Source organism: Stenotrophomonas maltophilia, assembly GCF_039555535.1.
Lineage (GTDB): Bacteria > Pseudomonadota > Gammaproteobacteria > Xanthomonadales > Xanthomonadaceae > Stenotrophomonas > Stenotrophomonas maltophilia_Q.
On sequence record NZ_CP154630.1, the window covers coordinates 4514744 to 4534964 of the forward strand.

At 66.5% G+C, this 20221-nt stretch carries 18 protein-coding genes; 9 read left to right on the plus strand and 9 right to left on the minus strand.

What is annotated here, in order from left to right:
- The first annotated feature begins 257 nt into the window (after nt 1-257).
- Entirely contained in the window at nt 258-2024 is a 1767-nt protein-coding gene (locus AASM09_RS20785) for a S8 family serine peptidase (RefSeq protein WP_049431957.1), read from the plus strand.
- Entirely contained in the window at nt 2024-2617 is a 594-nt protein-coding gene (locus AASM09_RS20790) for a S8 family serine peptidase (RefSeq protein WP_049431953.1), read from the plus strand. Before AASM09_RS20785 ends, AASM09_RS20790 begins: the two co-directional genes overlap by 1 nt.
- Before the next feature lie 212 nt (nt 2618-2829).
- Here AASM09_RS20790 and AASM09_RS20795 read toward each other — a convergent pair whose 3' ends face one another.
- From AASM09_RS20795 to cyoA, 5 genes are all read right to left on the minus strand, one after another.
- On the minus strand, nt 2830-3501 hold the full coding sequence (locus tag AASM09_RS20795) for an SCO family protein (protein ID WP_049431951.1): 672 nt from the start codon (nt 3499-3501) through the stop codon (nt 2830-2832).
- Nucleotides 3502-3644: 143 nt separating this feature from the next.
- Entirely contained in the window at nt 3645-3977 is a 333-nt protein-coding gene (gene cyoD, locus AASM09_RS20800) for a cytochrome o ubiquinol oxidase subunit IV (protein WP_005411473.1), read from the minus strand.
- 1 nt (nt 3978) lies between these two features.
- Nucleotides 3979-4614, minus strand: a complete 636-nt coding sequence (gene cyoC, locus AASM09_RS20805) for a cytochrome o ubiquinol oxidase subunit III (protein ID WP_080355084.1) — start codon at nt 4612-4614, stop codon at nt 3979-3981.
- Complete coding sequence (gene cyoB / locus AASM09_RS20810) at nt 4611-6587, minus strand: cytochrome o ubiquinol oxidase subunit I (protein WP_006474876.1); 1977 nt, start codon at nt 6585-6587, stop codon at nt 4611-4613. The genes cyoC and cyoB overlap by 4 nt, the downstream gene beginning before the upstream one ends.
- A gap of 5 nt (nt 6588-6592) precedes the next feature.
- Nucleotides 6593-7498: a ubiquinol oxidase subunit II gene (gene cyoA / locus AASM09_RS20815; RefSeq protein WP_010482114.1), complete on the minus strand. Its 906-nt coding sequence runs from the start codon at nt 7496-7498 to the stop codon at nt 6593-6595.
- 183 nt (nt 7499-7681) lie between these two features.
- Here cyoA and AASM09_RS20820 point away from each other — a divergent pair, with 183 nt between their 5' ends.
- Genes AASM09_RS20820 through AASM09_RS20835 form a run of 4 tightly spaced genes read left to right on the plus strand, consistent with a single transcriptional unit; the run spans nt 7682 to nt 11554 of the window.
- The gene (locus AASM09_RS20820; RefSeq protein ID WP_049431949.1) at nt 7682-9097 is read left to right on the plus strand and encodes a PLP-dependent aminotransferase family protein; all 1416 of its coding nucleotides are present in this window, start codon (nt 7682-7684) and stop codon (nt 9095-9097) included.
- A 55-nt stretch (nt 9098-9152) separates the two neighbouring features.
- Nucleotides 9153-9431, plus strand: coding sequence for a hypothetical protein (locus AASM09_RS20825; protein ID WP_238378652.1), 279 nt, complete (start codon nt 9153-9155; stop codon nt 9429-9431).
- Complete coding sequence (locus AASM09_RS20830; RefSeq protein WP_049431947.1) at nt 9431-10030, plus strand: DUF6436 domain-containing protein; 600 nt, start codon at nt 9431-9433, stop codon at nt 10028-10030. The genes AASM09_RS20825 and AASM09_RS20830 overlap by 1 nt, the downstream gene beginning before the upstream one ends.
- 9 nt (nt 10031-10039) lie before the next feature.
- A complete protein-coding gene (locus AASM09_RS20835) occupies nt 10040-11554 on the plus strand; it encodes a PLP-dependent aminotransferase family protein (protein ID WP_049431944.1) in 1515 nt (504 codons plus the stop codon).
- Nucleotides 11555-11637: 83 nt separating this feature from the next.
- Here the strand turns inward: AASM09_RS20835 and AASM09_RS20840 are convergent, their stop codons facing one another.
- The 3 genes from AASM09_RS20840 to AASM09_RS20850 form a co-directional block, all read right to left on the minus strand.
- Entirely contained in the window at nt 11638-12939 is a 1302-nt protein-coding gene (locus AASM09_RS20840; RefSeq protein ID WP_049431941.1) for an aminotransferase class V-fold PLP-dependent enzyme, read from the minus strand.
- Nucleotides 12939-15341 (minus strand): TonB-dependent receptor plug domain-containing protein, encoded by a 2403-nt coding sequence (locus AASM09_RS20845; RefSeq protein WP_343368604.1) that lies wholly within the window; start codon nt 15339-15341, stop codon nt 12939-12941. Before AASM09_RS20845 ends, AASM09_RS20840 begins: the two co-directional genes overlap by 1 nt.
- 256 nt (nt 15342-15597) lie before the next feature.
- Nucleotides 15598-16203 carry a hypothetical protein gene (locus AASM09_RS20850; RefSeq protein WP_238378653.1) on the minus strand — a complete coding sequence of 202 codons (606 nt, stop codon included), beginning with the start codon at nt 16201-16203 and terminating at the stop codon, nt 15598-15600.
- On the opposite strand from AASM09_RS20850, the gene AASM09_RS20855 reads away from it, so the two are divergent.
- Genes AASM09_RS20855 through AASM09_RS20865 form a run of 3 tightly spaced genes read left to right on the plus strand, consistent with a single transcriptional unit; the run spans nt 16172 to nt 18818 of the window.
- Nucleotides 16172-16999 carry an AraC family transcriptional regulator gene (locus AASM09_RS20855; RefSeq protein ID WP_049431936.1) on the plus strand — a complete coding sequence of 276 codons (828 nt, stop codon included), beginning with the start codon at nt 16172-16174 and terminating at the stop codon, nt 16997-16999. The two genes, AASM09_RS20850 and AASM09_RS20855, sit on opposite strands and share 32 nt — an antisense overlap.
- 13 nt (nt 17000-17012) lie before the next feature.
- Nucleotides 17013-18092: an alpha/beta hydrolase family protein gene (locus tag AASM09_RS20860; RefSeq protein ID WP_049431934.1), complete on the plus strand. Its 1080-nt coding sequence runs from the start codon at nt 17013-17015 to the stop codon at nt 18090-18092.
- Nucleotides 18093-18146: 54 nt separating this feature from the next.
- Nucleotides 18147-18818 (plus strand): VOC family protein, encoded by a 672-nt coding sequence (locus tag AASM09_RS20865; RefSeq protein WP_049431932.1) that lies wholly within the window; start codon nt 18147-18149, stop codon nt 18816-18818.
- Nucleotide 18819: 1 nt separating this feature from the next.
- Here the strand turns inward: AASM09_RS20865 and AASM09_RS20870 are convergent, their stop codons facing one another.
- On the minus strand, nt 18820-20220 hold the full coding sequence (locus AASM09_RS20870) for a TPM domain-containing protein (RefSeq protein ID WP_049431931.1): 1401 nt from the start codon (nt 20218-20220) through the stop codon (nt 18820-18822).
- Nucleotide 20221 lies beyond the last annotated feature (1 nt).

Sequence of the window (20221 nt, forward strand, 5' to 3'; positions counted from 1 at the left end):
GAGCCGAGCCATGCTCGGCTGATCGGACAGGCACATGTACAAAGCAGCCGAGCATGGGCTCGGCTCTACAGAGCTCTATAGAAATGTGCAGTTGTCATTACCCCGCGGAATGAGTGTTTGTGACGCAATTGGCACATCTGCAGATTGGGTGTGTGAAGAGGTAGGGGGTTCTTCGTTGTGTCGCGTTTGGCTCGTTGCGATGGGGCAGTTCCGCCCCGCCGTCCTGCCATGCCGATTCACAACAGAAGGATTCGTGTATGAAGCGACACACGCAACGCAACGCGCCACCGCGCTCCGCGCGCCTGGCCTTGGCCACCGCCCTTGTACTGGGCAGCCTGGCCGTCACCGCCCAGGCCCAGCAGGCCGATCCGCTGGCCGGACGCCAGTGGCATCTGCTCAACACCGGGCAGGCCGTACTGGGCGATACCCTGCCGGTGGCCGGCAACGATCTCAACGTGGATGGCCTGTTCCGCAATGGCATCCGTGGCCAGGGCGTCACCATCGCCATCGTCGATGACGGCCTGCAGATTGCCCACCCGGACCTGGCCGCCAACGTCGCGGCAGTCGCGGGCAAGAACTTCGCCAACCAGAGCAACAATCCTTCACCGTCCAATCCGGACCGCGACAATCACGGCACCATGGTCGGCGGCATCGCCGGTGCGGTGGGCGCCAACAACCTGGGCGTGCGCGGCGTTGCCTCGGCGGCCACACTCAAGGGCTTCAATTTCCTGGCATCCAATGCCCAGGGCAATTCGAACTCCAACATCGAGTACTCGTGGTGGGACGGCGCCGAAGTGGCCGACGTGGGGGTATTCAACAACAGCTGGGGCTCCAGCCCGGGCAACCCCAACCTGCCGCTGGCCTACAGCCAGAACGACATCACCGCCTATGAGCAGGCCATGTCCGGCACCCGTGGCGGGCGCGGTGGCATCTACGTGAAAGCCGCCGGCAACAACCACAACAACGGCGCACGCTCGGATGGCACCGACATCTGCTCGGCAGACACCAAGAACCGCAACACCGGTTGCATTCCAGCCGGCCGCGATCCACGCAACAACCTGTTCAACGTGATCACCGTTGCCGCCGTGCGCGCCGATGGCGTGCGCTCGTCCTACTCGTCCACCGGCTCGGCGCTGTGGGTGTCCGGCTTCGGCGGCGAGAATGGCTGGCAGCGGCAGGTCGTGCCGGGGCAGCTGGCGATCCGCTACGATCCGGCCATTCTCACCACCGACGTCACCGGCTGCGCACAGGGCAGCAACAAGAACACGAGCCTGCGCAATACACTGGACGGCGATCAGTCCGCCATCGACAGCACCTGCAACTACACCGGCAAGATGAACGGTACCTCGGCGGCCACGCCGATGGTGTCGGGCGTGGCGGCACTGCTGCTGGAGACAAATCCGAACCTGTCCTACCGCGATGTGAAGTACATCCTGGCCACCACCGCCACCCGCAATGACCCGAACCGGGCGGCGGTCACGCACTCCGATGGCCGCGTGCTGGTGCCGGGTTGGACGGTGAATGCCGCCGGCCGCGCCTACAGCAACTGGTACGGCTTCGGCGTGGTCAACGCCGCCCGTGCAGTTGAGGTCGCCGAGAACTTCCAGTCGCTGGGTGCACTGGTGGACAGCGGCTGGCGCAACACGACACGCACCGTGGCTATCGGCAACACCTCGGCCGCCGCTGCACGCCTGACCTTCCAGCTGGCCAATGGCGCGCGCAACATCGAAAGCGTGCAGCTGGGCTTCCGGGTCAACCACAGCAACACCCGCCAGCTGCAGTTCGTGCTGGTCTCGCCCAGTGGCACGCGCAGCGTGGTGCAGCCGGCATTCACCGCGATCGGCTCTGGCCTCAATGGTGTCCAGCGCAACTTCACCAACTGGGACCTGCTGTCCAGCAATGCCTTCCTGGATGAGAACGCCACGGGCACCTGGACGCTGGAAGTCACCGACCTGGGGCAGGCCGCGAACGCTGCATCGCGTGGCAACCTCGAATTCTTCAAGATCCGCGTTCTGGGGCACTGATGATGAAGACGACCATTCTGTTGAGCACCCTCGCCCTCGCGGCGATGACCACCACCACCTGGGCACAGAGCTCGGGCCAGACACCTGCGGCGAAGACCTTGTCGACCGTAGACACGCAGCAGTTGAAGGCGGAGGCCACCGGCCGTTCGTTCAATGTGGGCGGCGCGCGCTTCCAGCTGGCGCCGTCGGCAACCGTGCAGCAGGCCAGCGGCGGCCAGTTCCGGATCACCACCGGGGCTGATGCCAGCGCGGCGGCCGTCGGCACCCGCAGCAAGCGGTCCACCGATGCGTCTACCGGTGTGGCCGCACGTGCGGATGCCGGTGCCAGCAAGTTTGCGGCCGCTGTCTCCAACGATGGTGCGCCAGTGGTGGCGACCTCGCGGGTCAAGGTGTTCTTCACCGATGCGGCCTCGGCCCAGCGTGCGGCCGCCGCCACCGGCGGCACCGTGGTGAAGGTGTCCAAGGCCTCGGGCCGCGCGATTGTGGAGTACCCGTCGGTGAACGCGGCGCTGGATGCGACCACCAAGCTGCTGTCGACCGCCGGCATCAAGGCGGCCGAGCCGGACGTGGTGCAGTGGGAAGAAACCAAGTAAGGCGTTGAGTGGTGCCCCCGGCCGGTTGGCTCTCCTGGCCGGCCGGGGGATTGGTGTGGGAGTGTGCCGACCAACGGTCGGCACTCACCGAGCGGCGAGCATGTAGAGCCGAGCCTATGCTCGGCTGCTGTTTGCAGGGTGCACGGTGAGCCCGGAGCCGAGCATCGGCTCGGCTCTACACCTGTGCCAACCAAGGTTGGCACACACCAGCGTCAGCGGGCGGCGAGCGTGTCGCTGTGCTTGAGGCTGCAGCTGGCCAGCGCGTCATTGCCTGCCGCCGGATGTGCCGGCTCCAGCAGCAGGCGCTGCACGTCGGAGAACAGCTTGTCCACCGGCATGCCATAGGGCGCGAACAGGCGCAGGCGGCCCTGGCGGTCGAACACGTAGCCACCGGCGATGTGGCTCATGGTGTAGGTCTCCGGCACCTGGCCGGGCTCCTTCTCGTAGAACGCCTTGAAGTCGCTGGCCATCGCGGCCAACTGCGCTTCGTTGCCGACCAGTGCGATCGCCTTGGGGTCGAAGGCTTCCACATAGGTGCGTGCAACCTCCGGCGTATCACGCGCCGGGTCGACGCTGACGAACACCACCTGCAGCTGGTCGGCGTCCTTGCCCATCAGGTGCTTCACCTGGCTCAACTCGACCATGGTGGTCGGGCACACATCCGGGCAGCTGGTGAAACCGAAGAACAGATAGGTCACCTGCCCCTGCAGGTCCTTCGGGCCACGCACGGTGCCGTGGCTATCGGGCATCGACCACTGCTGGCCAAGTTCTTCGCAGGCGATGTCCTTGGAGTAGAAGTCCATGCGCGACTGCGCACTGCAGCCAGCCAGCAGGCCGATGGCCAGGCCTGCCAGCAGCGGCAGGCGGAAACGGGGAGAGAACAACGAACGGACAACAGCAGCAGGACGCTTCACGGGTACCACCAACGCAGATGCGGGCGGGGTCTCGGTCAGGCCTGCCCTTGGGGGAAAAGAGGGCTGAGGTGCCGGGGTGATCGCGCGATCCGTGCCGATCACCCCGGCCACGGTCAGTTGATCATCATGTGGTAGTGCATGCTCCAGATGATCCACACCGACAGCGCGACGATGATGAACAGGATCACCAGGGTGAACACGAAGCTGGCCAGGTTCCAGCCACCTTCGGACTTGCGGTCCATGTGCAGGAAATAGACCAGCTGCACCAGGATCTGCGCCACCGCGAAGCCGACCAGCAGGAACAGCGTGAGCGGCCGCGACAGCACCGGGTTCATCACCAGCGCGAACGGCACCACGGTCAGCAGCGCGCACAGCACGAAGCCGATCAGGTATGACTTGGTGGAGCCGTGCGCATTGCCGGCGCGCGAGGTTTCGACGTGGGCCATGTCAGAAGGCTCCGATCAGGTAGACGAAGGTGAAGACGCAGATCCACACCAGGTCCAGGAAGTGCCAGAACAGGCTCAGGCACGACACGCGGGTGATGTTGGTCGGGGTCAGGCCACGGCGGTAGACCTGGTGCATCACCACGGCCATCCAGATCAGGCCACTGGCTACGTGCAGGCCGTGGGTGGCAACCAGGGCAAAGAACGCCGACAGGTAGGCACTGGTGCTCGGGCCGGCACCTTCGTGGATCAGGTGCGAGAACTCGTAGATCTCCATGCCGATGAACGAGGCACCGAGCACGAAGGTCACGCCCAGCCAGCGCAGCACCGCCGATGCATCGTGACGATGCATCGCCAGCACGGCCTGGCCGTAGGTGATGCTGGACACCAGCAGCAGGAAGGTCTCGGCCATCACGAACGGCAGCGAGAACAGGTCCTTGCCGGTGGGGCCGCCGGCGTAGGCGGTGCTGAGCACCGCATACGAGGCGAACAGCGAACCGAACAGCACCAGGTCGGACATGAGGTAGACCCACATGCCGAACACCTTCATGCTGCCCTGCTCGTGGCTGTGGTCGTGCTCGTGGTGGTCCTCGTGCGCCTGCGTGTCGCTGGCCAGCTCGGGGCGGGTCAACAGGTTCATGCGCGTACCTCCTTCAGCTTGGCCAGGTTGGCCGCTTCAGTGCGCGCCACCTCTTCGGAACTGACGTAGTAGTCCACGTCCTCGTCGTAGGACCGCACGATCAGGGTCACGATCATCGCAATGAAGCTGGCCGCGGCCATCCACCAGATGTGCCAGACCAGGGCGAAGCACAGCACCAGGATCCAGATGTTGAGGATCAGCGGCACGCCGGTGTTCTTCGGCATGTGGATCGGCGCGTACTTCTTCGGCGGCGGTGGCAGGCCACGCTTTTTCGCTTCGTGGAAGGCGTCCAGCTCATCAGCCTTGGGCACCACGGCGAAGTTGTAGAACGGCGGCGGCGACGGCGTGGCCCATTCCAGCGTGCGTGCGTTCCACGGGTCGCCGGTCAGGTCCAGGTTGCGCTTGCGGTCGCGCACGCTCACGTAGATCTGCACCAGCATCAGGATGATGCCCGCGAACACGAACAGCGCACCGATGAAGGCGGCGATCAGGTACGGCGTCCACGCCGGGTTGTCGTACTGGTTCATGCGGCGGGTCATGCCCATGAAGCCCAGCATGTACAGCGGCATGAAGGCCAGGTAGAAGCCGATCACCCAGCACGCGAACGACCACTTGCCCAGGCGCTCGTTGAGGGTGAATCCGAACACCTTCGGGAACCAGTAGGCGAAGCCGGCCAGGTAGCCGAACAGCGCGCCGCCGATGATGGTGTTATGGAAGTGCGCGACCAGGAACAGGCTGTTGTGCAGCAGGAAGTCCGCGCCCGGGATGGCCAGCAGCACGCCGGTCATGCCACCGATGGTGAAGGTGACCAGGAAGGCAATGGTCCACAGCATCGGCACGCTGAACTCGACGCGGCCGCCGTACATGGTGAACAGCCAGGTGAAGATCTTCACGCCTGTGGGAATGGCGATGATCATCGTCATGATGCCGAAGAAGGCATTGACGCTGGCACCGGAGCCCATGGTGAAGAAGTGGTGCAGCCAGACGATGAACGACAGGATGCCGATCGCCAGCGTGGCGCCGACCATCGACTTGTAGCCGAACAGCTTCTTGCGCGCGAACGTGGCGGTTACTTCGGAGAAGATGCCGAACGCCGGCAGCACCAGGATGTACACCTCCGGATGGCCCCAGGCCCACACCAGGTTCACGTACATCATCGGGTTGCCACCCAACGTGTTGGTGTAGAAGTTGAAGTCCAGGTAGCGGTCCAGGGTGAGCGCACCCAGCGCCACGGTCAGGATCGGGAAGGCGGCGATGATGATCACGCTGGTGACCAGCACGGTCCAGGTGAACACCGGCATCTTCATCAGGGTCATGCCCGGCGCACGCATGCGCAGGATGGTGATGAACAGGTTGACGCCGGTCAGCAAGGTGCCGATGCCGGAGGCCTGCAACGCCCAGATGTAGTAATCGACACCCACGCCTGGACTGAACTCGATGCCCGACAGCGGCGGATAAGCCACCCAGCCGGTCATGGCGAATTCGCCAACGCCCAGCGAGATCATCATCAGCGCGGCACCGACCACGAAGATCCAGAAGCTGAAGGCGTTGAGGAACGGGAACGCCATGTCGCGCGCGCCGATCTGCAGCGGCACGATGATGTTCATCAGGCCGACCACGAACGGGGTGGCCACGAAGAAGATCATGATCACGCCGTGCGCGGTGAAGATCTGGTCGTAGTGCTCGGGCGGCAGGAATCCGTCGCTGCCTGGGCCGGCCGCGGCCAGCTGCGCGCGCATCATCAGTGCATCGGCGAAGCCGCGCACCAGCATGACCAGCGCCACCACCACGTACATGATGCCGATCTTCTTGTGGTCCACGGTGGTGAACCAGTCACGCCACAGCGGGCCCCACAGCTTGAAGTACGTCACCGCGCCAAGCAGCGCGAGGCCACCCAGCACCATGGCCGCCAATGTGACCACGACGATCGGCTCGTGCAGCGGCACGGCCTCCCACGTCAATTTACCCAACATGTTCGTTACTCCTGGGAAACCTGGGCACCGCCGGCAGCGCCCGCCGGGGTGGCGGCAGCGGTGTTTTCACCAACGCCGATGAACTGGTCGATGACCTTCTTGAACAGCAGTGGTTCAACACTGGAGAAGTGCTGCACCGGTGCGTTCTTCGACGGCGCGGCCAGCGCCTTGAACTGCGTGAAGCTGAGCGCGTCCGGCGCGCTGCGCACCTCGGCCACCCAGCGCTCGAAGTCTTCGTTGCTGCTGGCGGTGGCGATGAACTTCATGTTCGAGAAGCCATGCCCGCTGTAGTTGCCGGACATGCCACGGAACTGGCCGGGCTCGTTGGCGATCAGGTGCAGCTGCGTGCGCATGCCGGCCATCGCGTAGATCTGCCCACCCAGCTGCGGGATGAAGAAGGTATTCATCGTCGAGTTGGAGGTGATGTTGAATGCCAGCGGGCGGTTGGCCGGGAAGTTGAGCTGGTTGACCGTGGCGATGCCCAGGTCCGGATAGACGAACACCCACTTCCAGTCGGTGGCGATCACGTCCACGTGCAGCGGTTCGCCAGCCACGTCCAGCGGCTTGTACGGGTCGAGCTCGTGGGTGGACTTCCACACGATCACCGCCAGTACCGCGATGATGATCAGCGGCACGCCCCAGACCACGATTTCCACCTTGGTGGAGTGCGACCAGTCCGGCGTGTATTTCGCTTTGGTGTTGCCGGCGCGGTAGCGCCACGCGAACACGAAGGTCAGCACGATGGCCGGTATCACCACGATCAGCATCAGGCCGATGCAGATCAGGATCAGGTCGCGCTGGGCGAGCCCGACCATGCCCTTCGAATCCAGCAGCACCCAGTCACAGCCCGACAGGCCGACGCAGGCCAGGGCGACCAGCGCCAGGCGGATGCGGTTCCAGCAGATATTCATTGGAGGTCAACCCTGTTGAAGAAGCGCGCTTGACCGGCTCGCCTGCGCGCAGCGCCCGGGCGTGGAGCGGCTACACTGTGGGTACGAGGTCGCCTACAAGCAGGCGAACCACTCCAATCAAGCCCATACAAGATACAGCATTGTATGGACTTGTGCATCTGCACGTATGGAAAAATCTGACCGATGACGCCACCTGCCGCCGGCCGCCGCCTGAAACACCCCAATCGCACCTGGGTCCGCCCCTTCCGCGAGGGCGCCGGCCCGCTGTACCTGCAGATTGCCCAGCAGGTGCGCGAGGCAGTGGATGACGGCGTGCTGCGCCCGGGCGACCGCCTGCCGCCGCAGCGCGACCTGGCCCAGCAGGTGGGCGTGGACCTGACCACGGTCACCCGCGCCTTTGCCGAACTGCGCCAGGCCGGGCTGCTGGATGCACAGGGGGCCGGCGGCACCTTCATCGCGCTGTCGGCCGGCAACCGCAGCACCTCGGTCGACCTGAGCATGAACATCCCGCCGCTGCTGGGCAGCGCGCCGTTCGCGCAGGGCATGGAGGCCGGTTTCCAGCACGTGGGCCAGCAGCTGGGCCAGGGCGAACTGATGAGCTACCACGTCGGCGCAGGTACCCGCGAGGACCGCGCCGCCGCCGTACAGTGGCTGGCACCGATGCTGGGTACGGTCGGCGCCGACCAGGTAGTGATCTGCCCAGGTGCGCAGACCGCGCTGTGCGCATTGATCCTGGCCCGCACCCAGCCAGGCGAGCTGATCGCCGCCGAGCAGCTGACCTACCCGGGCCTGCTGGCCGCCGCGCGCGTGCTGCAGCGGGGCGTGGTGCCGGTGGCGATGGACGCCGAAGGCATGCTGCCCGAAGCTCTGGAAGAAGCCTGCCAGCTGCGCCGCCCGCGCCTGCTGTATCTGGTGCCGACCATCCAGAACCCCACCACGGCAACGATGTCGGCGCAGCGCCGGCAGGCCCTGCTGGATGTCGCCAAGCGCCACGATCTGACCGTTATCGAAGACGATCCCTACTGGTTGCTGGCCGGGGACGCCGCACCGCCGCTGGCCGCCCAGCGCGATGCCGACTGCCCGGTGTATTACATCTCCACCCTGTCCAAGTGCCTGGCACCGGGCCTGCGCACCGCCTACCTGGTGGTGCCGGCCGGCGAACCGATGGAACCGGTGCTGGACGCGCTGCGCGCGATCGCCCTGATGCCGACCCAGTCAATGGTGGCGGTGGCTTCGCAGTGGATCCGCAGTGGCCAGGCCCAGGACATGGTGCAGCGCTTCCAGCAGGAGCTGCGCGAGCGCCAGGCCATTGCCGCCCGGTATCTGCCCGCCCGTGCCCAGGCCCATCCGGCCGGCCTGCACGTGTGGCTGCCGTTGCCGCCACGGCTGGACCAATACCGGCTGATCCAGGCCGCCCAGGAACAGGGGCTGGGCATCGCCAGCTCCGACGCCTTCAGCGTGGAGGAGCCGCCACCGGGCAACGCGATCCGCCTGTCGCTGGGCGGCGCGGTCGACCAGGGCGCGCTGGCCGGGGCGCTGGCGAAGCTGAATGAGATCCTGTCTGAAGCGCCCGAGGCCCGGCATAACGCCATCGTCTGAACCGGGTAGATGGCACTCCATCCATACAAGATGATATTTTGTATGCAATGTATGGATGAAGGAACGTGCATCGATGCGCGCCGAGAAACTGAAGTTCCACCTGGTGATGGCGGGGTGCGGTGGCTTTGTGGTGCTGATGCTGGCCGCACTGGCCTGGGTCTGCCTGCAGCCGCAGACCGTGGACGTGCAGGCCGCCGAGCGCCACGCCATCGAGCAGTGCGTGCAGCGCAGCGAGGATCCGTCGCGTAGCGAGATCCAGCGCCGCGCGCAGGCCGATTCCTGCCGCGAGATGCGCAAGCAGTACGTGCACAAGTTCGGAAGGGAAGACTCCTGATGGGCGCAGCCGCGCCGCGCCGCCGCTTGCTGCTGCCGACGATGATCGCCCTCGCCTGCCTGTTCATGGCAGGCGTGGCGGCTGCACTGTGGCAGTACTTCGGCTACAGCGCGCAATCCACGTTCACCGAACAGGCCATCGTCTTCGACGACTCGCAACTGCGCCTGCCGGCTGATCTTGCCGGAGATAGCGGCCGCATCCGCGTGGTGCATTTCTGGGACCCGGCATGTGCGGTCTGCAACCGGGAGACCGGTGCACACCTGAGCTACCTGATCAGCATGTACCGCCGCGCCGGCATCGACTTCTACGCGATCCGCCGCCCTGGCACGCAGGGCGAACTGCCCGAGCCGCTGCGCAACAAGGTGATCAACCTGCCGACCATCGATGGAATCGAGCACATCCCGGCCAGCCCTGCGGTGGCGATCTGGGACCGGCAGGGCCATCTGGCCTACGCCGGGCCGTACAGCATCGGCATGGTCTGCAACTCGGCCAACAGCTTCGTCGAACCGCTGCTGGACAGACTGGTGCGCGGTGAAACCGTGCGCCCCAAAGGACTGCTTGCCGTGGGCTGCTACTGCCCGTGGCAGGCCAAGCGCTGAGGACGCGCAATGACATCACTGGCTCTGAGTGGCGCGACCGCCGCAAACAACAACGGCGGTCACCTGTCCGAACCGACCGATGGTTATGGACAGGCTCCCGCCGTTGGAAGCAACGATACGCCCCGACATGCTCCGTACATGCCGCGACCGGATGTCGCAGCGCGCGAGTGGGTGCAGGACGTGCTCGCGCACAGCGGGCCGATCTACCTGCGCATCGTCAACTCACTGGAACGCACGGTGCGTCGCGGTGGCCTCGCCCCCGGCCAGCGCCTGCCCTCGCAGCGTGCGTTGGCGCAGCAACTGGGCATTGACCTGACCACGGTCACCCGCGCCTTCGATGAAGCACGCAAGCGTGGCCTGATCGAAGCGCGCGGACCGCAGGGCAGCTTCATCGCACCGCCCAAGGCCGGCTTCGACCAGGTGGTGGACCTGAGCATGAACGTGCCGCCGGTGCCTGATGCCGACGCGCTGGCGGAGACGCTGCGCCGTGGTGCCGCCGCCGTGCTTGCGCGCAGCAACGCACCGAACCTGATGACCTATCACCTGGGTGGCGGCAACCCCACTGATCGCCATGCCGCGGCGCGCTGGCTGCAACCGATGCTCGGCACCGTGGATGACAACTGCCTGCTGCTGACCGAGGGCGCGCAGGTGGCGCTGGCCGCGATCCTGGTCAGCCAGGGCCGCGATGGCGATACGATACTGTGCGATGCGCTGGTCTATCCGGGGCTGCTGCAGGCCGCAGCGGCGCTGGGGCGTCGGCTGCTGCCGGTGGACGGCGACGAGCACGGCATGTGCCCTGAAGCGCTGGCGCGGCAGGCACGCGACAGCGGCGCGCGGCTGGTCTATCTCAACCCCACCTGCCAGAACCCGACCGCCCTGACACTGCCCTTGCAGCGGCGTGAGGCGCTGGTGCAGGTGCTGGAGCGCGAAGGCCTGCTGGCGATCGAGGATGATCCGTACTGGCACCTTGCCGAGGACGCGCCAACACCGCTGGCGACACTGGCGCCGCACCATGTGTTCTACGTGGCAACGCTGTCGAAGGTGATCAGCCCCGGCCTGCGCACCGCGTTCGTGCACTGCCCCAGTGCCGCACACGCCGAAGCGATGACAGCCGCGCTGCGGGCAACACGGTTGATGGGCCATCCGCTGGTGTCGGCGCTGGCCAGCCAGCTGCTGCTGGATGGCTCGGCGCAATCGTTGCTTGCGCAGGTGCGCAGCGAAGCACGCGAGCGCGTGCGCATGGCGCGCTATCTGCTGGCACCGTCGCTGCTGCAGCGTGCCGAGGGCCTGCATGCCTGGTGCCGGATACCGGCGCCGTGGACCGATGCCACCCTGGTGCGTACCGCGCAGCTGCAGGGGCTGGCGATCGCACCGTCATCGGCGTTCTGCCCGCCCGGGGTACAGCATCAGAACGGCGTGCGGCTGTCGCTGGGGCTGGCAGCGGAACGCCGGCAGCTGGAAGGCGCGTTGCGGCGGATTGACCGGCTGCTGTTGTCGGATGCGTTGCCGGCGATTGATCGATAGGCGAAGAGCATCCACGCATGGCGTGGATCTACGGGAACCGCTTCGGTAGATGCCAACCTTGGTTGGCACCTACCAGCGCAGGGTCAGGCCAGGGCAGAGAGGGCCCGCGCCAGCGCATCCATCTGCTCCGGCCGGGTGAACACCGACGGCGTCACCCGTACACAGGCACCCGATTCCAGGCCATCGCGATACGTGGTGAAAATCCGATGTTCATCCAACAGGCGCTTCTGCAGTGCCTGGTTCTGTTCCACCGAGGTGTGGCCGCGCAGACGGAAACTGGCCAATGCACTGGCCAGCGCCGGGTCCGGCGAAGACAGCACTTCGATATGCGCCATCTGCCGCGCAGGTACCGTCCAGCGCTCGCGCAGGTAGCGCAGGCGCGCCTGCTTGTTGGCCACGCCGATGCGCTGGTGCAATGCGATCGCTTCCGGCAGCGCCAGGTATGCCGCGAAGTTGACCGTGCCGGTGTGCACGCGGCTGCCGACACGGCCATCGTCGGTCTCGCCCATGTAGGGATCCAGGTCCGCCACGCGCCCCTTGCGCACGTACAGCGCGCCGACGCCGACCGGTGCGCCGATCCACTTGTGCAGGTTGATGCCGACGAAATCAGACTTCAGCTGCGGTATCGCATAGTCGATCTGGCCGAACCCGTGCGCGGCATCGACGATCACATCGATACCACGCACACGTGCACGCTCGGCAATCTCCGCCACCGGCAGCACCAGCCCGTGGCGATGGCTGACCTGGGTCAACAGCACCAGCTTCAGCTGCGGCAATCGCGCGAATGCAGTCTCGTAGGCCTGCACGATCTGTGCGTGGTCGGGCACCGATGGCAGCGCGATGCGCTCGACCTGCACGCCACGACGCTGCTGCAGCCAGCGCATCGCGCCGATCATGCTGTCGTAGTCGATGTCGGCATACAGCACCTGGTCGCCGGGCTGCAGGCGGTTGTAGCCGCCAATCAACGCCAGCATCGCCTCGGTGGCCCCCCTCGTCAGTGCGATCTCATCCGCACCCACACCCAGCAGCTCGGCCACCTGCCGCTGTACCGCCATGTACTGCGCCGGAAACGCGCGGCGCCCATACCAGGCATTGCCACGGTTCACCTCGGCGGTATGGCGCTGATAGCTGGCCAGCGTCTCACGCCCCATCGCGCCCCAGTAGCCGTTCTCCAGATGGTTCACTTCGTCGGTGATGTCGAAGTGGCTGGCCACGGCGGCCCAATGGTTTTCATCGCGGGCCAGTACTTCCGGCGCCACGGTCGTCGCGGGAATCTCCATCGGCGAAGCGTAACGCGCAGTGGCGCTGGCCGGCAGTGAAGGCAGCGCCGCTGCGGCCGGCAGCAATGCACCGGCGCGCAGCAGGGAACGACGACGAGCGTCCATCAGAAGGTCAACCGGTACTGCGCGTACAGGTTGGCACCGTCGGTGTCGTACGGCGCGTTGCGCGAGTAGACCAGGCCACGGCTGGCCTGGAACGTGGCCTCATCCGGGTAGCGATCGAACACATTGTCGGCACCCACGCGCAGGCTGTGGTGCTCGTTGATGCGATACCCCACGGCCAGGTCGAGGAAGCTCATCGCACCGAAGCGCTGGTAGATGTCGCCCACCGCGTTGCCGCTGGAGTCGGTCCAGGCACCGTAGTAGCGCATGCGCGCCATCAGCGACCAGGCACCGATGTCCCAGCTGCCGGTCAGACTGCCCTTGTGCTCGGGCAGGCGGTCCTCGAACAGCACGCGCTGGGTTTCGTTGGTGGCCACCGAGGTGCTGCCGTTGTCCACGCGGGTGCGGTTGTAGTTGTAGGCCAGGGTCAGCGTCATGCGGCCGGCGCCGAGATCGCGCAGGTAGTTGCCGACCACGTCCACGCCGGTGGTGGTGGTATCGAAGTCGTTGGTGAAGTAGTTCACCGAGGTGTAGCCCAGTGGATTGGGCGTACCGGCCGGAATGGCGAAGCTGGCCGACTGGCTGAAGCGATCGGTGAGCTTGATCTGGTAGACGTCCACCGAGCCGGACAGGCCGAGGTCGGTGCGCCAGGTCAGGCCCAGCGAGGCGGTGCGCGATTCTTCAGGCTTCAACGGCTTGGCCCCAAGCAGCTGCGCCAGCGGATCGTTCGGCGACAGGCGGCCACTGGTGAAGATCTGCAGCGTGCGCGTGTCCAGGCCCTGGCTGGTGCTGGTGGTGTTGAGCTGCGCCGGCGTCGGTGCGCGGAAGCCGGTCGACACGGTGCCGCGCAGGGCCACGTCCGGGGTGATCGCAAAGCGCGCCGACAGCTTGCCATCCAGCGTGCTGCCGAAGCTGGAGAAGTCTTCGTAACGGCTGGCCGCGCCAATGCTCCAGCGCTCGCCCAGCGGCACTTCCATGTCCACGTAGGCGGCCTTGCTGCGCTGGGTCCACTGCCCGGCCTGGCTGGCCGAGAAGCCCGGCGCGCCATTGGAATTGGCCTCCAGGCCCGCGGCCGCGCCCGGGCCCACCGCGTACGAGGCCGGATCACCGGCGCGGACCTGGTAGGTTTCCTGGCGGAACTCGCCACCAAAGGCGACGTTGATCGGCTTGGACAGCGCGGCCACGTCCCACTCGTAGTTGAAGTCGGCGTTGGCGTTCTTCTCGGTCTGGGTCAGGCGGCCGAGGTCGAACGCGGTCGGGCTGGCGGGACCCAGCGAGGCGTTGATCGAATTCTTCAAGCTGTAGTCGATGGCGTTGCGGCCATACGAGGCGCTGACATCCCAGCGCAGCTTGGGCGTGATCTCGCCGCGCAGGCCGCCGACCAGCTGCAGATCGTTCTGGACATTGCCGTACTGCGGGCTGAAGCCCACCGGATACAGCGAGCGCAGGTTCCAGCCGGGGAAAATGGTGGTGGTTCGGTAGGCACCGGTGGTGGTATCCGGGTTTCGCCAGTTGAAATCGCTGACGCCGTCGCTGTGGCTGTACAGGCCGAACGCATACAGCTCCAGTGTGTCGCTGGCGTTGGCCTTCACGTTGAAGCCGACGCGGCGGCTTTCCAGTTCCGGCTGGCCCCAGCGCTGCACCGGGTTGGGTACCACCAGCTCGGGATGTGCGGCCTGGAACGCGATGGCATCCGGGCGCTGGCGGGTGCGCGAGGTGGCATCGGAATTGGAGGATTCAGCGAACAGCACCAGGCTGCCATAGTCGCCCAGCGACCAGCCGGTGCGCGCACTGAAGTCGCGCGAGGCACCATCGCCCTGCGCATACTGCGAGTAACCGGCGGTGATCTCGGTGCCGGGGCCGTCTTCGAGAATGATGTTGATGACGCCGGCGATGGCATCCGAGCCGTACTGCGCCGAGGCACCATCACGCAGCACCTCGATGCGCTTGATCGCGCTGGTCGGAATCTGCGCCAGGTCGGCGGCCTGCGCGCCACGGTTGCCGAGCAGCGCACTGCGGTGGAAGCGGCGGCCGTTGACCAGCACCAGGGTCTGGTCCGGCGACAGCCCGCGCAGGGTGGCCGGGCGCACGAACACCTGGCCATCGGCCATCGGCAGGCGCTGCACCACGAACGACGGCACCAGCTGCGCCAGCACGTCCTTCAGGTCGGTGGATTCAACGGACGTGATGTCTTCCTTGGTGAACACATCCACCGGCGCCAGCGTTTCGAACTGGGTGCGGTTGGAGGCCCGGGTGCCGGTGACCAGCATCGCATCGAGCTGGGTGGGCACGGCGCGGCTGCCACTGCTGTCATCGACCGCATCGGCCTCCGCTGCGATCGCGCCTCCTGCGCTGGCCATGGAAAGGGCAAGGAGGATGGAACGCGAAAGCTTCGAACGATGCACGGCAGGGCTCCGGGAGGACGCGACAGGGCCAGCACCTGTTCGGAAACAACAGGGCTGGACAAGCCGCGCAGTCTCGGCGCGATCTGTGAAGGAGCCATGACGTCAGTGCGACAGCTTGATGCGGGGTCGCGCATCAATGCGAAAGGCATCCACGCATGGCGTGGATCTACTGGCAGGTCCCGCATGTGCCGACCCAGGCCGGAGTAGTAGATCCACGCCATGCGTGGATGAGCATTGGCGCCTCGCGGCGTGGGGGCTAGTCCGTGGTCTTGCCGCCGAAGCCAAGACGAGCCGGCCGTGCCGTCCGCAGTGGAAAGAACAGCATGCCAATGGACACCATCTGGAACGGTGTGAACAGGAACCAGATGTTGTCGGTGCCGACCGCCAGGAGGTTGAAGTCCAGATCGCCGATCCACTCCAACCGCAGCAACACCGTAACCACTCCTCCGACGGTCGGAACCGGCAGAACGCCGTGACCGGCCAGCATCAACGTCGGTGTCAGCAGCCCGGCCAGGAGCGCGAAGCCGGCGCGGTATACCCAGGCATTGCCCTTCCAGTACGGCGCGCAGCGCCACATCAGCAGTAGCAATGCGAGGGTCAACAGCCAGGGCAACAGCCACTGTGTAACCACCAAGTCCATCATCGGATCGGTTCCACCGGCCTGGCATCCCACGTCGTTGATCGCATCTCCCTGCCCCCCCAATACGTCCATGAAGCACGCATTGTTGCCGGTACGCGGGCAGACGCAAAGCCCCGGCAGCGCAAGAACTGCTAAACGCCGCGCCTGCCGATCCGCTACTGTGCCTGGCATCGGATTCGGGAACGGCAGGATGAGCGCGGCAGGCAAGGCGTTGTGGTACATCGAAACCCATGCGGACCAGCCATTGGCGCTGGCCGATATCGCCGCCGCAGCGGGGCTGTCGCCGTTCCATCTGTCACGCCTGTTCCAGGCCCGCACTGGCACCTCGGTGGTGCGCTATCTGCGGGGACGGCGCCTGACCGCTGCTGCGCAGCGGCTGGCCAACGGCGCCGGTGACATCCTGCAGGTCGCGCTGGGGGCCGGTTATTCCACCCATGCCGCGTTCACCCGTGCCTTCAGCGAGCAGTTCGGGCAGACACCCGAGCGGGTACGCGAACAGGGCACCGATGGCCTGGCGCTGGTACAGGCGATCCGCGTGGACGATGCGCCGGCGCCCTGCGGTGAAGCGCCACGACTGCTCGACACGCCCGCATTCCAGGTAGTGGGCATCGGCATGCGGCATACCCGCGATAGTGGCGGCGCGATACCCGGGCAGTGGGCGCAGCTCAATCGGGAATGGCCGACGCCGGCGCCGATCAGCTTCGGCGTGTGCTGCAACAGTGATGACGATGGCGGCTTCGATTACATTGCCGCACTGCCCGCCAACGCGCTGCCGACCGTGCCGGCGCACTGGCAACGGATGGACGTGCCGGCGCGCCGCTATCTTGTGGCCTGGCACGGCGGGCACATCTCGGCCATCCGCTCGACCTGGTTCTGGCTGCTGGACCATTACCTGCCAGGATCCGGCCTGAGCCTGGCCGAGGCACCGGACCTGGAACGCTACGACAGCCGCTTTGATGAGCACACCGGCAACGGCGGCGTGGAGATCTGGCTGCCAGTCGACGAGCACCCCAACTGACAAGGAATTGAAGATGCGCATGATGGCCGCTGTGCTGGGAATGATCCTCATGGTCTCCACTGCCATCGCCGAGGGCAGCGAGACGCAGGCGGCCGGCGAGCGCCACGGCGCCACCACCGTGGCCAGCGCAGCTGTACGCGATGCGCAGCACCACGATGGGCTGCGCTACACGGTCTGGTACCCAGCGGTGGCCGGCAGCCGGGAAACCGCCCTGACCATCGGCCCGCCCGACGCGCCGCTGTTCGAGGTCGGACGCGCAGCGATGGATGCTCGCGTCGCGGGGGCTCGCCTGCCGACGCTGCTGCTGTCGCACGGTAACGGCGGCAGCGCACGCATGATGGGCTGGTTGGGCACGGCGCTGGCGCGGGACGGCTATCTGGTGATCGCGGTGGATCATCCCGGCAACAACGGTGCCGACGAGATGACGCTGGCCGGCAGCATGCTGAGCTGGCTGCGCGCGGATGACCTGCGCGCTGCGCTGGCCGCCGTGCAGGCCGATCCGATCCTGGGCCCGCATGTCGATCCTGAACGGCTGGGCGTGGTCGGCTTCTCGGCCGGTGGCTACACCGCGCTGCTGGCCGCCGGTGCACGGCCCAGCCTGCAGCGACTGCTGGCCTTTTGCACCGCACACCCGGATGACGGCGTCTGCCAACCGCAACAGGAGGCGGCCACGCACACGATGCAGGCACGCCGGGCCGCTGCGGCTTCACCCGCGCTTGCCCCCTGGATCGCCGAGGCCGACGCACAGCGCACGATTCCCGGCGTGCGTGCCGTGTTCCTGCTGGCACCCGCCATCGTGCAGGCGTTCGCGCCCGCGCAGCTGTCCGCGTTGCGGCAGCCGGTGTCGATCATATTGGGGACCGCAGACGCTGTCGCGCCACCGGAGACCAATGGTGAGGCCGCACAGGCACAGATTCCGCGCGCAACGCTGCAACGCCTGCCGGACGTGGGTCACTACGACTTCCTGGCGGCCTGTACCGCTGTCGGCGGGCAGAGGCTGCCCGGGCTGTGCAACACGTTGGTCCCCAGGGCGAAAACCCACCAGGAAGCGGTGGATGAAGCGGTGCGGTTCTTCGCAGACGCGTTGCGCTAGTGGCCGCCAGGCACGGCCCGGAGCTACAGTGGTCGCGTCCACGGAGGAACGTTCATGCGCCTTTTGCACCTCACCCTGCCGGTCTCCGACGTCGGTGCCGTGGCCAGCTACTTCCACGATGTGCTGCAGCAGCGCGTGGTCGGCAATCATGTGCACATCGGCTGGAGCACGATCGAACTGCAGCCGGCGGGTGATCATCCGGTCGGGGGCGTGCACCTGGCCTTCAACGTACCGGACAACCGCTTCAGCGAGGCGATGACCTGGTTGCGTGAGCGGACGCCGCTGCAACGTAATCCGGCGGGACTGGACTACTTCGCGCTGGAGAGCAGCTGGCAGTCCCAGTCCGTGTACTTCACTGGCCCTGATGGCCTGATCCTGGAACTGATCGGCCGCCGCCGTTTGCCGGCCAGTCTGCATCAGGGCGCCTTCCACGGCAGCGAACTGACCTGCCTGAGCGAGGTCGGCCTGCCCAGTCACGATGTCGATGCCGTGCGCGAACAGTCCAGCCTGCGGTTCGGCCTGCAACCGATCAGCCCGCCTTCGGCGCAGTTCGCGCCGATGGGCGACGACGAAGGCCTGCTGATCGTGGTGGCGGCCGATCGCCGCTGGTTCCCGGAGCAGAAGGACCTCCCCAATGCGCAGGGACTGCAGGTGCGGGTCGGCGAGGTAGCCGGTCCGGGTGTCGTGGAGGACGCTGCACTCGGCTGGCGCGTACAGGCAGCCTGAACTACCAGCTGCCCGATGCACCGCCTCCCCCGCTGCGGCCACCGCCCCCGGACCAGCTGCTGGAACTGCTCGAAGATGAACTCGACGACGAGGTGCTGGATGCGCTGCGGTGGCCACCGGATGAACTGCGGCCGCCGCGTGCCTTCTCACCTGGCAGCATGGTGAAGACCCAAGCGAAGTACAGCACGAGCGTGCCGGCACCCCATCCGATCGTGGCTGCAAGGCGTGCAACCGGATCGGCCCGATCAATGGCCAGCAGTGCGACGATCACGTAGCCCGCGGTCAGCAGCAAGAGCACTGCGAACCGCACCCCGAAGCTGCTGCGGTCCTTGTGCCAGCGCGCACGGCAGGCCTGTACGAGGAAGAACACCAGCATCGCGGCAATGCCCACGGCCAGGTCCAGCAGCGTGTGCAGGGCGAGGCTGGGCGGCAACTGTCCACGCAGCAGCATCACCACGCAGAAACCCGCACTGACCCCGAGCATGCCCAGCAACACGACGCGCAGGCCTCGGCTGCGGCGCCAGCACCAGCCGAGCAGGCTCGCCACCGGTACGCACAACGCCAAGACGATGCAGATCGCTGCCAGTGCCTGGCGTGGCGCCCACATGGCCGCCGCCAGCAGGCCCGCGGCCACCAAAGCCGTCACCAGCAGCGGGCGGGCCCAGGCCGGCAATGGCTTCGGGCGCGCCTGCGACGTGGTGACCTCGCGCGGCGCCCCACGCCGGCGCTCGCGACGCCTGCATGCGAAGTCGTCCAGCGTCCTGGGCGCCGGCCGCAAGGGCGGTGAGCGCCACAGACCCGCAAGGAAGCCGGCCAGCAGCGTCAGTGCAACCACCGAGTCCGCGCTGCGCCAATCGGCCGGCAGCACGTTGCGCATCGATGGCTCTTCCCATGCCGGCAGGTCCTCGCCATCGATCAGCGCGACCACGATCTTCGTTCCATCCAGCAGGCCCTGGTCAAGGTCGCCATCGCGGAAACGCGGCACGATCGCCTTGTCGATGATGCGGGCGGCATAGGCATCGGGAATCGCGCCCTCCAGGCCGTAACCGGTCTGGATGCGTACACGGCGATCCTGCACGGCCACAAGCAGCAGAACGCCATCGTCAACGTCTTTGCGGCCCAGCTGCCACTGGTCGAACACCTGCTGTGCGTATGCCTCGATGCCCTCGTCGCCAACATGGTCGACCACCAGCACCTGCAGCTGCGAGCCGGTGCGCGCCTGCAACTGAAGTGCCTGCGTGCGCAGTGTGTCGCGGGTATCCGCCGACAGTGCGTTGGCGGTGTCCACCACTGGATCATCCAGTGCCGGTACTGCGGCTGCGGCCATCGCCATCCCCGGCAACAGGCACAGCAGTACCAGCAGCCATGCCGTGGCCCAGGTGCGCGTCGCCCTGCGCGGCATC